A 13,917-nucleotide genomic window follows, 5' to 3' on the forward strand; every position below is an offset into this window, starting at 1 on the left:
GACTACTACAACGCCCATCCGGAGCTGTTCGCGCAGCGCCGCGTCTACTCGCTGGTGGAGACGGCCGTCGAGGCGACGCCGGCGCAGCAGCAGGCACTGAAGCCGCAGCTCGATGCCGCGAAGAATGCCGATGACGTGGCCGCCGCGCTGCGCGTTGCCGGCCTGCGCTTCGGCACGCGCCAGCTGACGCAGGGCGCCGACGCGCTGCCGATGCAGGCCGCCGCACCCATGGCCGCGCTGAAGGAAGGCCAGTCGCACGTGATCGCCGGACCGCTCGGCGCGCGCATCCTGACCATCGTGTCGGTGAAGTCCGCCCCGCTGGCCGCCCCCGAGGCGAAGAACGCGATCCAGCAATACCTGCTGGTCGACCGCAAGCGCCAGGTGGTKGAGCAGCAGCTGAAGCAGCTGCGCGCCGTGGCCCGCATCGAGTACCAGGGCAAGTTCGCGCAGGCCGCAGGCGCCGCGCCGGCCGACGGCACGCCGCCGGTGGTCGTCACGACGCCGACCGCGGACGTGTCCGCGACCAGCGCCACCCCGGGCGCGGCCCCCGCCGCCTCGGGCAGCACGCTCGACGCGTCGTCCGTCAACAAGGGACTCTCCAACCTGAAGTGATGCAAACACCCCCGATGGCCATGACGATGAAACGCCTTGCCCAGCGCACGATCGGTGCCGCCGCGCTGGTCGCACTCTCGTGGGGAACCGCCCTCGCGCAAGCGCAGACGGCCCCCGCGCCCGCAACGACCGCGGCGGTGGTGAGCGGCAACGCCCCGGCGATCGCACCGGGCGTGGCGCCCGACACCCGGCCGCGCGAATACGTGATCGGCGCCGGTGACGTGCTGCGCGTCGCGGTCTACCAGAACCCCGACCTCGCGATCGAGACGCGCGTCTCCGACACCGGCCAGATCAGCTTCCCGCTGCTCGGCCAGGTGACGGTGGGCGGCCTCACGGTGCCGCAGATCGAGAAGGCACTGGCCGACGGCCTGCGCACCGGCAATTTCGTCAAGCAGCCGCAGGTGACGGTGCTGGTGACGCAGGTGCGCGGCAACCAGGCCTCGGCGCTCGGCATGGTCAATCGCCCGGGCCGTTTCCCGATCGACGTGAGCGGCATGCGCCTGAGCGAGCTGCTCGCGCAGGCCGGCGGCATCGCCCCGGGCGGCAGCGATGTTGTCATCTTGACCGGTATCCGCAACGGGCAGCCGTACCGCCTTCAGGTCGATATTGCCGCACTATTTGCAAGCGGCGCCCAAAGCCAGGATCCGGTGGTGCTGAACGGCGACACGCTCTACGTCGAGCGCATGCCCACCGTTTACATCTATGGCGAAGTGCAACGCCCCGGCGCGATCCGCCTCGAGATCAACATGACGCTGATGCAGGCGCTCGCCAGTGGCGGCGGCCTGACCCAGCGCGGCACGACGCGCGGGCTGCGCGTGCACCGGCGCAACGGCGAAGGCCGCGTCGAGGAACTGCAGCCCGGGATGAACGACACGCTGCAGAACGGCGACGTGATCTACATCCGCGAAAGCCTGTTCTAACCCCATCACTGCGAGCCTCGCCATGTCCTTCTCGCAATTCATGTCCATCCTGCGGGCCCGCTGGAAAGCGGCGCTCGCGATGCTGTTGTTCACCCTCGGCACCGCGCTCGCCCTGAGCCTGCTGCTGCCGAAGAAATACACCGCCAGCGCGGCCCTCGTGATCGACGTCAAGTCGCCCGACCCGATTGCCGGCATGGTGCTCGCCGGCATGATGACGCCGGGCTACATGTCGACCCAGGTCGACATCATCACCAGCGACCGCGTGGCCCAGCGCGTGGTGCGCGACATGAAGCTGAACCAGAACGCCGAGAGCCGCGCGAAGTGGCTCGACGCCACCGACGGCAACGGCGAGTTCGAAGCCTGGCTGGCCGAGGCGCTGCAGAAGCACCTGGACGTGAAGCCCTCGCGCGAGAGCAACGTGCTGAACGTCAGCTACACCTCGCCCGACCCGAAGTTCAKCGCGGCGCTGGCCAACGCCTTCGTGCAGGCCTACATCGACACCAACCTCGACCTGCGCGTCGATCCGGCCAAGCAGTACAGCAGCTTCTTCGACAGCCGCGCGAAGGAGCTGCGCGATTCGCTCGAGAAGGCACAGGCCAAGCTGTCGACCTACCAGAAGGAGAAGGGCCTGGTGTCGACCGACGAGCGCTTCGACGTCGAGAACGCCAAGCTGAACGAGCTGTCGACGCAGCTGATCACGCTGCAGGCGCTGAGCGCCGAATCGACCAGCCGCCAGYAGCAGGCCGCGCTGTCGCCGAACCAGCTGCCCGACGTGATCAACAACCCGGTGGTGGGCGGCCTGCGCGCCGACCTGTCGCGCCAGGAGGCCCAGCTGCAGCAGCTGAGCACCCGCCTGGGCGACGCCAACCCGCAGGTGCTGGAGCTGAAGGCCAACATCAACGAGTTGCGCTCGCGCTACGACGCCGAGGTGCGCCGCGTCAGCAGCAGCATGGGCGTGAACAACAACATCAACAAGGCGCGCGAGGCCGACGTGCGTGCCGCGCTCGAGGCCCAGCGCAGCAAGGTGCTGAAGCTGAAGGACCAGCGCGACGAATCCCAGGTGCTGCAGCGCGATCTCGAGGCCGCGCAGCGCGCCTACGATGCGGTCGGCGCGCGCCTGACACAGACCAGCCTGGAGAGCCAGAACAACCAGACCAACATCTCGGTGCTGACGCGCGCGTCGGTGCCGGCCCGGCATTCGTCGCCGCGGCTGCTGCTGAACATGCTGGTCGCGGTGTTCCTCGGCGGCATGCTGGCCGTGGGCATCGCGCTGCTGCGCGAGCTGATCGACCGCCGCGTGCGCAGCCCGGAAGACCTGGTGCGCACCATCGGCCTGCCGGTGATCGGCAGCATTCCGCAGCCGATGCGCAAGCGGCTGCTGGGCGGCAAGCAGCGCTTCGTGCTGCCGCAACGGGTGCTGGCGCGGCTGCCGGGTGCTTCCACGAAACTGGCCGTCGCCAACGGCACGAGGGGGCGCTGAGCCATGGCGAACATGAGAGACGGGATGGCCAGTGTCGGCGGCGGCGGTGGCGGCGCGCAGGACGCGCAGCCGCTGCACGACCGCAGCATCGGCGACATCATTGCCGACCTGAAGAACCTGTCGTCGCAGCAGGTCGAGACGGTGCTGGCCTACCAGCGCCAGCACCGGCTGCGCTTCGGCGAGGCGGCGGTGGCACTCGGCTTCGCGAGCGACGACGACGTGCTGTACGCGCTGTCGCAGCAGTTCCACTACCCGTATGCGCCCGAGGAGCGGCGCGACCTGAGCCGCGAACTGGTGGCGGCGGTGCAGCCGTTCAGCCAGCAGGCCGAGGCGTTCCGTGCGATCCGCAGCCAGTTGATGATGCGGCTGTTCTCGGCCAACGAGCCGAAGCGGGCGCTGGCGGTGGTCAGTCCCGAGCCGGGCGACGGCAAGACCTTCTTCGCGGCCAACCTGGCGGTGACGCTGGCGCAGCTGGGCGGGCGCACGCTGCTGGTCGATGCCGACATGCGCGGCCCGCGCCAGCACGAGGTGTTCGCGGTGGCGAACGGAGCCGGGCTGTCGAACGTGCTGAGCGGCCGCAAGGAAACCAACGTGATCCACCAGGTGCCCGACCTGCCGAGCCTGTTCCTGCTGCCGGTGGGCGTGACGCCGCCGAACCCGCTGGAGCTGGTGGAGCGGCCGGCCTTCAAGCTGCTGCTGCGCGAGCTGCTGTCGAAGTTCGACCACGTGCTGGTCGACACGCCGGCCGCGTCGTACGGCGCCGACGCCGGCGTGATCGCGGCGCGCTGCGGCTCGGCGCTGGCGATCGCGCGCAAGAACCAGTGCCACATGAACGGCCTGCAGGACCTGGTCACCAGCCTGGCCGAGAGCCCCGCCAAGCTGGCCGGCGTGGTCTTGAACGACTATTGATATGTCCCCCCCGAAGCGCTCCGCGCCTCCCCCCGAGGGGGCGCCACCAGTGGCCCGGCAAAGCCGGTTCCACGGTGGCCGCTCGATGGCAGCCTGGCTGACGCCATGGCTGTTGCCGGCGGCAGGGTTGCTGGCGATGTACGGCCCGAGCTTCTTCGACCTGCTGAACGGCATCTGGCGCACCGACGAGCAAGGCCACGGCCCGATCGTGCTCGGCATCTCAATCTGGCTGCTGGTGCGCGCGTGGCCGGCCGCCATGTCGGTGCCGGGCGATCGGCCGCGGCCGTGGCTCGCGTGGCCGCTGCTGCTGGTGGCGGCGGTGTCTTATGCGCTCGGGCGCTCGCAGGGCATCCTGATCCTCGAGATCGGCTCGCTGCTGTGGATGCTGGTCGGCCTGGGGCTGCTGCTGCGCGGCCCGGGGGCGCTGAAGCGGCTGTGGTTCCCGCTGTTCTTCATGCTGTTCATGATCCCGCTGCCGGGCACGGTGGTGGATGCGCTGACGCAGCCGATGAAGCTCGCGGTGTCGTACGTGGCCGAGAACATCCTGTACCGCGCCGGCTACCCGATCAGCCGCACCGGCGTGATCCTGCAGATCGGCCAGTACCAGCTGCTGGTGGCCGATGCCTGCGCCGGCCTGCACACCTTGTTCACGCTCGAGGCGCTCGGGCTGCTGTACCTGAACCTGGTGCGGCACGCATCGGTGTTCCGCAACGTCGCGCTGGCGATCCTGATCGTGCCGATCAGCTTCTGCGCCAACGTGATCCGCGTGATGGTGCTGACGCTGATCACCTACCACTTCGGCGACGAGGCCGGCCAGGGCTTCCTGCACGGCTTCGCCGGGCTGGTGCTGTTCATGGCGGCGCTGCTGCTGATCACCGGCGCCGATTCGCTGCTGCGGCTCGGCGTGCGCAACAAGGCGGTGGCATGAGCGCGGCCTTCGTCCCGAGCTGGAAGCGGGCCGCGGCCGCGCTGGCGCTGATGCTCGGCGCCGTCGTGCTGGCCCAGGCCTTCACGCCGCGCGCGCGCCTCGCGGCACTGAGCAGCGACCTGAAGCTCGAGACCGCGATCCCGCGCGCCTTCGCCGGCTGGCGCGTCGACAACGGCACCGTCGCGCAGGTCATCAACCCGCAGCAGGTCGCGCTGCTGAACACGCTGTATGCGCAGACGCTGACGCGCACCTACGTGGGCCCGGCCGGCGAGCGGGTGATGCTGTCGATCGCGTACGGCGCGGCGCAGGCCGGCGAGCTGGAGCTGCACCGCCCCGAGGTCTGCTACGTGGCGCAGGGCTTCCAGATCCGCGGCGGCGGCCATGCCGCCGTGCAGGCCGACGCGACGCGCGTGCCGGTGCAGCGCCTGCTCGCCAGTCTCGGGCCGCGCAGCGAACCGATCAGCTACTGGATGCGCGTCGGCGACGACGTGATCCCGTCCGGCATGCAGCAGCAGGTGTCGCGCTTGAAGCAGGGCATGCGCGGCTGGATCCCGGACGGCCTGCTGTTCCGCGTCTCGACGATCGCGAGCGACACCGCACCGGCCTACGCGATGCAGGAGCGCTTCATGGCCGACCTGCTGCAGTCGGTCGACCCGCGCACGCGGCGCTTCCTGATCGGCCCGGTGAGCCCGTCCCACAGTCCTGCCGACGCCAGCGTCGCCGCCACCGCCCCGTGAGCGCCTGCCCATGAACCCGCCCGACGTCTCGGTCGTCATCGTCAACTACAACGGCCTGCGCTTCCTGCCCGACTGCCTGGACACCGCGCGCGCGGCGTTCACGCGCCACAGCGCCGAGATCATCGTGATCGACAACGCGTCGGTCGACGGCAGCCAGGAATTCCTGCGCACGCGGCCGGACATCCGCTACATCGAATCGAGCGAGAACCTCGGCTTCACCGGCGGCAACAACCGCGCCGCCGCCGAGGCGCGCGGCCGCGTGCTGCTGCTGCTGAACAACGACACGCGCTGCGACGGCAGCCTCGACGCGCTGGTCGACGAGGCGCTGCAGCCCGATGTCGGCGTGGCCGGCTGCCACCTGGTGTACGGCGACGGGCGGCTGCAGTTCTCGGTCGGCTTCGAGCACACGCCGGCGCGCATCGCGCTGTCGTGGCTCGGGCTCGAGAAACAGTGGCGCACGCCCGACGTGTTCCGCCGCGTGCAGACGCGCCCGGCGTTCTATGCGCAATCGAACCCGTCGGTCGACTGGGTGTCCGGCGCCTGCCTCGCGACGCGGCGCGAGGTGTGGGAGCGGCTCGGCGGCCTCGACGACGCCTTCTTCATGTAMTGCGAGGACGTCGACTACGGCCGCCGCGTGCGCCAGCTGGGCTTGCGCGCCAGCTACCGCGCCGACGTGACCGTCACGCACTACGAAGGCGCGGGCAAGGCCTGGGCCGGCCGCGCCACCGTGCTGCGCACGCTGCGCTCGTACCTGCTGTTCGTCACCAAGCACTTCGGGCGCGGCGCGGCGTCGCGGCTCGCGCTGTCGCTGGGCGTGGTGTTCTCGGCGAAGGCGCTGGCGCATGCCGGCCGCGCCGTGCTGTCGCAGAACGCGGAACGCCGCGCGCTGCAGCGCGACAAGCGCAACGGCTACTTCAACGCGGCGCAGCAGTCGTTCGCTGCGTGGTGGAAATGATGAGAACGGCCGGCCGCCTGCTTTGCCTGATCGCCTTCGTGTCGCTGCTGTCGCAGTTCGGCAAGACGCTGCTCGGCATGGCCCACGTGCCCAACATCATCCCGCCGCTGCGCGACGGGCTGCTGCTGCTGCTGGTGCTGTTCGCGATCAGCCGCACCGATGTCTTCAAGGCGCGCGGCTTCTACCTGTGGGCGCTGCTGTGCATCGCAGCCATCTCGGCCACGGTGTTCGTCGCCGCCTTCGACGACCGCCACATCCCCGGCCTGTACTACGCCCGCATCTACCTGCTGCCGCTGCTGTTCGCGGTGGCGCTCGAAGGCATCGTGCTGCGCGCGAGCGACGACGACGTGCGCGCGCTGCTGCGCATGAGCTTCTGGTGCGGCCTGCTCGTCGTGTTCACCGCCTTCGGCATCTTCGCCGCGGTCGAGCTGAGCCCGCGGCTGCTGCGCACGCTGATGGGCGACGACACCGGCACCGGCCCGCTCGCGAGCGCCTGGTACATCGCCGGCGGCACCTGGCTGCGCATGGGCCTGCCGGCCACCGGGCCGAACTCGCTGGGCCTCGCGCTCGGGCTGTATGCGCTGCTGGTCGGCGGCGTGCTGTTCTCGCGCAAGCCGCGCCCGGTGCCGAGCCCCGTCGTGGTGGCGGCCCTGGTGTTCGCGCTGCTCGCGGTCGCCCTCACCTTCTCGCGCAGCAGCTGGCTCGCGATCATGCTGGGCACCGCGGCGCTGGTGCTGGCCTGCGTGCCCGGCGGCGTGCTGTTCAGCCCGGCCAACCTGACGCGCATGGTGCTGGCCGGCGCGCTGTCGGTCGCGCTGATGGGCGTGGCGCTGCTGCTGCTCGACAGCTACAGCGACGGCGCGGTCAGCCGCTGGGCGCTGCTCAACTTCAGCGGCACCGACCCGTCGATGGTCGGCCACCACAAGTCCTTCGTGATGGCGATCGAGTCGCTGGACGACTACGCCTGGCTCGGCTACCCGAAGGGCACGGTGGGGGCGCGCGCCGCGCTGTTCGGCGGCACGCTCTACAACGTCGAGAACAGCTTCCTCGCGGTGTTCTTCGACATGGGGCTGCCGCTGGGCAGCCTCTTCATGCTGTCGATCGCCGGCATGTTGTCGGGCCTGTGGGTGCACCGCAGCCAGTGGTCGGTGCTGATCGGCTTCACGGTCTGCGCGTTCTTCCTGCCGTACAACTTCGAGCCCGACATCGTCGTGTTCTTCCTGTTCGTCTTCACGCTGCTCGGCCGTTTCATGCAGGGCCATGCCGCCGTCTTCGCGCCGCCTCGCGCGCCTTCGCTGTACCAGTCCACCCTCGCCACGCATGAACTTGCCTGAATCGCCGGCTCCCGCGGCGACGGCCGCCCCGGCCCCGCGCGTGCTGCTGCTCGCGCCCTTCCTCTACGGTGAATCGTCCGCCAACGGCGGTGCCGCCCTCTGCTGGGCCCAGCTGAAGGAGCTGGCCGGCGTCGCGACGGTCGCGTTCCTCGGCTTCCGCGGTGCCGGCGGCGCCGATGCCGATCCACGCGAGGCCCGCGACCTCGCGAGCCTGAAGACGCATTGCGCCGAGGTCGACAGCGTGCCGCTGCGGATCGAGCGCAGCGCGGTGCTGCGCGCGCGCCTCGGTTCGCTCGCCTTCGGCGAGCCGGAGCTGGCGCGGCTGTGCCGCACGCCGGCGATGGAATCCGCGTTGCGCGCGATGCTGCTGCGCTTCCGCCCCGACGTGGTGTGGATCCAGTTCCCGCAGATGGCGCAGTACGTCGCACTGTGCGAGGGCATCCCATGCGTGATGGACGTGCAGGACGCCTACAGCCTGTCGGGCTTCCGCCAGGCGCAGCGCGCGCCCGGCCCGCGCAACTGGTTGAACTGGGTCGCCTGGGCGCGCTACGAGGCGCGCCACTACCCGCGCTTCGCCGCGGCGCTGACGCTGTCCGAACAGGATGCGCAGGTGCTGCAGGCGCTGAACCCGGCCACGCGCGCGCTGTCGATGGGCCTGCCGCTGGCCGACGAGCAGGTGCTGCAGCGTGCGCACGGCGCGGCGGTGGCGAACCAGGTGGGCTTCGCCGGCAGCTTCGGCCACCAGCCGAACCTGGAAGGCATGGCCTGGTTCCTGCGCGACATCTGGCCGCGCGTGCGCGAGCGCATGCCGCAGGCGCGCTTCGTGGTCGCCGGCCGCAACCCGCCGGCGGCACTCACGGCGCAGGCCGGTGACGGCAGCGGCATCGAGTTCAGCGGCTTCGTGCCCGACATCCATGCGTTCTACGCGAGCAACAGCGTCACCGTGGTGCCGCTGGTCAGCGGCGGCGGCGTGAAGATCAAGACGGTCGAGGCGATGCTCGCCGGCTCGGCGGTGGTGTCCACGCGCATCGGCGTCGAGGGCACCGGTGCGCTCGACGGCTGCCATGCGATGGTGGCCGACGAGGCGCAGGCCTTCGCCGACCACATCGTGCGCGTGCTGTCGGACGACGCGCTGCGCGCGCGGCTGTCGGAAGCGGCGCGCCAGCACGCGGGCGTCGCGTTCTCGGCCCGCTCGTGGCGCGAGCGCGTGCTGGCGACGGTGAAGGCTTCGCTGAGCGAGGTCGCCGCATGAGCAATGTTCCCTTGGACAGCCAGCACAAGATGTCGGCGACGCGCGGCACGATGTGGGCCTACGTGCAGAACTGGGCGGCGCGCGGCATCACCTTCGTCGTGTTCTTCGCGCTCGCCCGCCTGCTCGGCCCGGCCGAGTTCGGTGCGTTCGCGGTCGCGATGGTGTTCCTCACGCTCGGCGAGATCTTCGTCGAGCAGCTGTTCGGCCATGCGCTCGTGCAGCGCGCGGCGCTGAGCCCGGAGCACATCAACGCCGCGTTCTGGACCACGATGGCCTGCGGCCTGGTGCTCGCGCTGCTGGCGCTGACCTGTGCCCCGCTGTTCGCGCGCGCCTTCGACAGCCAGGGCATCCAGCCGGTGATCATGGCGCTGTCGCCGGTGTTCCTGCTGATGGCGCTGTCGGCGGTGCCGGCCGGCCTGCTGCGCCGCTCGCTCGACTACCGCACGCTCGCGCGCCGCACCGCCACCGCCAACCTGCTGAGCGGCGCGGTCGCGATCGTCGCGGCGCTGATGGGGCTGGGCGTCTGGTCCTTCGTGCTGCAGCAGCTGTGCTTCCACGTCACCGGCACCGTGATCCTGTGGCGCCATGAAACCTGGCGCCCGCACTGGGCCTTCGACCGCGGCGCGCTGCGCGACCTGTCGGGCTTCTCGGCGCGCATCACCTTCGTCAAGCTGCTCGACCTGGCCGAGACGCGCGTCGTCGAACTCGTCGTCGGCCGCCAGATGGGCCTCGCCCTGCTCGGCAACTACGCGCTCGCCGCCCGCGCGCAACTCGCCGCGACGCAGTTGCTGGCCGCACCGCTGTGGGATGCATCGATCTCGGTGTTCGCGCGCGCGCAGGTCGACCGCGAGGCCTTGCTCGATGCGATCGCCACGCGCTCGCTGATGGCCGCGACCTTCATCGTGCCGGCCTTCCTGCTGGCTGCCGGTTCCGGTGCGGTGCTGGTGCCGGCCGTGTTCGGTGGCCAGTGGCACGACGCGGTCGCGCCGTTCCAGATCCTGTGCCTGTTGGGTGCATTGCGCACCATCGCCTTGCTGTATTCGTCGGCCGTGCAAGCCACCGGTGCAGCCGGCGCGATGGTGCAGGTCGGGATCGTGCGTTGCACCTGCAGCTTCCTGGTATTGCCCTTGCTGTTGCCCTTCGGGCCCGCGGGCGTTGCCGCCAGCCTGTTGTTCGGCCAGATGGCGGCAGTGCCCATCATTTTCCGCGTCATCCGACTCTCCCTGGAGATCCCTGCCATGCCCATCATCCGTCAGATCGCCAAGCCGGTGCTGGCCGCTGTTCTCGCTGCCGCCGTCGGCTTCGCCATCGCGAACTTCGCGCAGAGCCGCGTCAACCCCGTTGTCGGATCGGTGATGAGCCTGGGCATCAGCGCCGCGCTGTATGCGCTGCTGATCGTCGCGCTGATGCCGCGCGTGCTGCTGAAGCATGTGTCGCGGCTGCCCGGCGCCGTGGGCGCAGCCGGCGTGCGATTCCTCGAAGGCGTGGTGCGCCTGAACGACGGGATGATGGTGCGCGCCTACCGGCTGCTGATGTGGCTGGCGCGCCCGTTCGCGGCACAGCCGGCGAAACCGGGCGAGGTGGTGATCGTGATCGCCGACGCGTACTCGATGATCGGCTCGGTCGGCGACCAGGCGCTGGTCGGCGGGCTGACCTCGCTGCTGAAGCAGGCCGGCATCCAATCGGCCCGCGTGCTGTGCCGGCCCGGCGTGGACATGCCGGTCGGCGGCGACGTCGCCTTCACCGCGATGCCGTTGTGGGGCCGGCTCGGCCAGGCCGGTGCGGTCGCGAACGAGCTCGCGAAGGCGCGCGCCTTGATCGTGATCGGCGCCGACGTGCTCGACGGCTTCTACTCGCGCTTCGAATCGATGCTGCGCCTCGAGGTGGCGGGCTTCGCGGCGCGCCGCGGCGTGCCGGCGATGGTCTGCAGCTTCAGCTTCAACGACCGGCCCGACCCGGCGATGGCCGGCGCGTTCCGCAAGCTGCCGCAGGGCGTCACGCTGCTGTGCCGCGATGCGGTGTCGCGCGAGCGGGTCGCGCAACTGGTGGGCGAGCGCGTGAAGCTGACGGCCGACCTCGGCTTCCTGCTGGAGCCGTCGCCGGCGAGCGAACTGGAGCGCAGCGTCGCCACCTGGCTGAAACAGGATCCCCGCCCGGGCCCGGTGATCGCGTGGAACCTGTCGCCGCATTCGCTGAAGCTGCTGACGGCCGCGCAGCGCGACCAGGCGGTGTCGGCCTCGGCGGCCGCGATCGCGCGGCTGGTCACCGAGCGCGACGCCCGCGTGGTGCTGGTGCCGCATGACTTCCGCCCGCACGCGAGCGACCCCGAGATGCTGGCCGACGTGTTCTCGCGGCTGCCGGCAGCGGTGCAGCCGCGCGTGCTGCTCGCGCAGGGCCCGTACACCGCGGCCGACGTGAAGCAGTGCTGCCAGCATTTCGACCTGGTTCTGACCGGGCGCATGCACCTGATGATCGCGACGCTGGGCCGCGACATCCCGGTGGTGGCCGTCGAGTACCAGGGCAAGTTCGCCGGCGCGCTGCGCCATTTCGGGCTCGGCGCGGAATCGCTGCTGAGCCCGCTGGAGGTCTGCGAGGCGGACAGCCTGTACCGCTGCGTCTGCGCGCGCCTGGACGCGCTGGACGTGACGCGCGCGCAGATCCGCGCGCGCCGCCCGGCGGTCGAGCAACTGGCCTCGGCGGCCCTCGCCGTTCAACTGGGAGCATGAGCCATGAACGCAGGCATCCGCGGTTTCCTTCTTCGAATGTTGCTCGCGCTGGCCTGCGGGGCCGCGCCCTGGTCGGCCTGGCCGGCCGGCTCGCCGTACCAGCTGGGCATGTACTACTACCCGGGCTGGTCGCCGGGCGTGAAGGGTCCGTCCGAGCCTGACACCTGGTCGTCGATCAAGCCGTTCGCGCAGGACCGCGAGCCGATGCTCGGCTGGTACCGCGACGACAAGGCCGTCACGCTGGACCGGCAGATCGGCTGGATGGCCGACGCCGGCATCTCGTTCATCATCTTCGACTGGTACTGGGAGAACGCGAAGCCGGCGGCGCAGACCGCGGTGCTCGCCTACCAGGCCTCGGCGCAGCGCTCGAAGGTGAAGTACACGCTGATGTGGGCCAACCACACGGCCGAGCCGAAGACGCTGGCCGAGTGGGATGCGCTGGTCGACTTCTGGATCGCCAACCACATGAAGCGGCCGGAGTACCTGCGCATCGACAACAAGCCGGTGATGTTCGTGTTCTCGCCCGACGTGTTCCGCGCGCAGGCGACCGCGATGCAGACGACGACTGCGGCGATGCTGACGCGCGCCCGGGCCCGCGCCAGCGCGGCCGGGCTGCCCGGCATCTACTTCGTGCTCGGCGTGGTGGCCTCGCAGTTCTGGGTGAAGGACTATGCGTTCAACGGCGGCTTCGATGCGATCTCGGCCTACAACTACCACTTCGGCATCGCCGGCGAGGATTCGACGATCACGCCGTACTCGAAGAGCTACGCCGAGCTCGACCAGTACTACCGGATGCAGTGGAACTGGATCGTCAAGAACAGCAAGCTGCCGTACTTCCTGCCGATGACGGCCGGCTGGGACCGCCGGCCCTGGGGCGGCAGCAAGCAGCCGGGGCACGACGACTCGGTGTCGACGCCGGCCAGCTTCGAGGCCCACCTGCGCGCCGGCAAGGCGGTGATGGACGCCAACCCCGACCGCACCAAGCGCATCGGCGTGCTGTGCTGCTGGAACGAATATGGCGAGGGCTCGATCATCGAGCCGACCAAGAAGTTCGGCATGCAGTACCTGGAGAGGATTCAGGATGTCTTCGTCCCCTGAAGCCACTGCCTCCGCCGCCGGCCCCCTGCGCGTGACGGTGCTGCTGCCGCGGCACCTGGACGTCGTCGCCTGGTCGCAGCGCCATGCGCGCGGCGAGGTGCCCGACGCGACGCCCTACGGCTACCACCATGCGCTGCAGCAGGGCTGCAGCCTGAGCTTCTCGCGCGCGACGCCGACCTGGCCGGGCGCGCTCGGGCTGGTCGACCGGGCGCTGCGCAAGCTGCTCGGCTTCGAGCTGCGGCATGTGTGGGCGAACCGCGCGCTGCTGCGGCCCGACCGTGCCGACGTGATCTGGACCCACACCGAGTACGAGCACCTGGGCGTCGGGCTGCTGCGCCGGCTGGGCGTGCCGAGCGCGCCGATCGTCGCGCAGTCGATCTGGCTGGTCGACGAATGGAGCCGCTGGTCGGGCGTGCGGCGGCGCCTGGTGCGCTGGCTGATGCGCGATGCCGAGGCCGCCACCTTCCATTCGCCGCTGAACATGGTGCGCGCCCGCGAGCTCGACCTCGGCGAGCGGCAGGTGATCGTCGACTTCGGCATCTCGCTCGACAGCTACCCGATCGCGACCGAGCGGCCGCAGGCGGTGCTCGACGGCACGCGGCCGTTGCACGTGCTGGCGCTCGGCAACGACCGGCACCGCGACTGGGAGACGCTCGCGCAGGCGCTGGGCGGGCGCGACGGCGTCGAGTTGCGCATCGGCTCGAGCCATTTCCCGGCGCGACTCGCGCAGCCCAACATCAGTGCGCATCCGATGACGCAGGCCGAGGTGGTCGCGAACTACGGCTGGGCCGATCTGGTCGTCGTGCCGCTGCACGAGAACCTGCATGCCTCCGGACTCACCGCGGTGCTCGAGGCGACAGCGCGCGGCGTGCCGGTGGTGGCGACGCGCGCCGGCGGGCTGGACCACTATTTCGACGACGACGGCATCGCGTTCTGCGCGCCGCACGACGCGGCCGGCCTGTGGCG

At 70.5% G+C, this 13,917-nt stretch carries 12 protein-coding genes; all 12 read left to right on the forward strand.

The annotated features are described in order from the left end of the window. On the forward strand, positions 1-612 hold a 612-nt coding region (locus tag AC1D15_RS05800; RefSeq protein ID WP_477825256.1), incomplete at its 5' end, for a peptidyl-prolyl cis-trans isomerase. A gap of 26 nt (positions 613-638) precedes the next feature. Further along, entirely contained in the window at positions 639-1,532 is an 894-nt protein-coding gene (gene epsE / locus AC1D15_RS05805) for a polysaccharide export protein EpsE (RefSeq protein WP_082004124.1), read from the forward strand. A gap of 22 nt (positions 1,533-1,554) precedes the next feature. After that, entirely contained in the window at positions 1,555-3,012 is a 1,458-nt protein-coding gene (gene epsF, locus AC1D15_RS05810) for a chain length determinant protein EpsF (RefSeq protein ID WP_477825257.1), read from the forward strand. 24 nt (positions 3,013-3,036) lie between these two features. Next, positions 3,037-3,921, forward strand: a complete 885-nt coding sequence (locus AC1D15_RS05815; RefSeq protein WP_465111085.1) for a polysaccharide biosynthesis tyrosine autokinase — start codon at positions 3,037-3,039, stop codon at positions 3,919-3,921. Between the two features lie 85 nt (positions 3,922-4,006). Then, positions 4,007-4,849, forward strand: a complete 843-nt coding sequence (gene xrtB / locus AC1D15_RS05820; RefSeq protein ID WP_465111084.1) for an exosortase B — start codon at positions 4,007-4,009, stop codon at positions 4,847-4,849. Further along, positions 4,846-5,586: an exosortase-associated protein EpsI, B-type gene (gene epsI, locus AC1D15_RS05825; RefSeq protein WP_052211248.1), complete on the forward strand. Its 741-nt coding sequence runs from the start codon at positions 4,846-4,848 to the stop codon at positions 5,584-5,586. The genes xrtB and epsI overlap by 4 nt, the downstream gene beginning before the upstream one ends. A 10-nt stretch (positions 5,587-5,596) precedes the next feature. Further along, on the forward strand, positions 5,597-6,541 hold the full coding sequence (locus AC1D15_RS05830) for a glycosyltransferase family 2 protein (RefSeq protein ID WP_477825258.1): 945 nt from the start codon (positions 5,597-5,599) through the stop codon (positions 6,539-6,541). Continuing rightward, positions 6,541-7,875: a hypothetical protein gene (locus tag AC1D15_RS05835; RefSeq protein WP_477825259.1), complete on the forward strand. Its 1,335-nt coding sequence runs from the start codon at positions 6,541-6,543 to the stop codon at positions 7,873-7,875. Before AC1D15_RS05830 ends, AC1D15_RS05835 begins: the two co-directional genes overlap by 1 nt. Further along, positions 7,862-9,127 (forward strand): glycosyltransferase family 4 protein, encoded by a 1,266-nt coding sequence (locus AC1D15_RS05840; protein WP_477825260.1) that lies wholly within the window; start codon positions 7,862-7,864, stop codon positions 9,125-9,127. Before AC1D15_RS05835 ends, AC1D15_RS05840 begins: the two co-directional genes overlap by 14 nt. Then, positions 9,124-11,853, forward strand: a complete 2,730-nt coding sequence (locus AC1D15_RS05845) for an oligosaccharide flippase family protein (protein ID WP_477825261.1) — start codon at positions 9,124-9,126, stop codon at positions 11,851-11,853. The genes AC1D15_RS05840 and AC1D15_RS05845 overlap by 4 nt, the downstream gene beginning before the upstream one ends. A 3-nt stretch (positions 11,854-11,856) precedes the next feature. Beyond that, the gene (locus AC1D15_RS05850) at positions 11,857-12,951 is read left to right on the forward strand and encodes a glycoside hydrolase family 99-like domain-containing protein (RefSeq protein WP_477825262.1); all 1,095 of its coding nucleotides are present in this window, start codon (positions 11,857-11,859) and stop codon (positions 12,949-12,951) included. Further along, on the forward strand, positions 12,935-13,917 hold a 983-nt coding region (locus tag AC1D15_RS05855; RefSeq protein WP_477825263.1), incomplete at its 3' end, for a glycosyltransferase. The genes AC1D15_RS05850 and AC1D15_RS05855, both read left to right, overlap by 17 nt.

Source organism: Rhizobacter sp. P2_H2, from assembly GCF_056403375.1.

Excerpts from the sequence above, each read along its gene's own strand:
- AC1D15_RS05835 (WP_477825259.1), top strand. The coding sequence starts at position 6,541 with ATGAGAACGGCCGGCCGCCTGCTTTGCCTGATCGCCTTCGTGTCGCTG.
- epsI (WP_052211248.1), top strand. The coding sequence starts at position 4,846 with ATGAGCGCGGCCTTCGTCCCGAGCTGGAAGCGGGCCGCGGCCGCGCTG.
- AC1D15_RS05840 (WP_477825260.1), top strand. The coding sequence starts at position 7,862 with ATGAACTTGCCTGAATCGCCGGCTCCCGCGGCGACGGCCGCCCCGGCC.
- xrtB (WP_465111084.1), top strand. The coding sequence starts at position 4,007 with ATGGCAGCCTGGCTGACGCCATGGCTGTTGCCGGCGGCAGGGTTGCTG.
- epsE (WP_082004124.1), top strand. The coding sequence starts at position 639 with ATGAAACGCCTTGCCCAGCGCACGATCGGTGCCGCCGCGCTGGTCGCA.
- AC1D15_RS05850 (WP_477825262.1), top strand. The coding sequence starts at position 11,857 with ATGAACGCAGGCATCCGCGGTTTCCTTCTTCGAATGTTGCTCGCGCTG.
- AC1D15_RS05815 (WP_465111085.1), top strand. The coding sequence starts at position 3,037 with ATGGCCAGTGTCGGCGGCGGCGGTGGCGGCGCGCAGGACGCGCAGCCG.
- AC1D15_RS05845 (WP_477825261.1), top strand. The coding sequence starts at position 9,124 with ATGAGCAATGTTCCCTTGGACAGCCAGCACAAGATGTCGGCGACGCGC.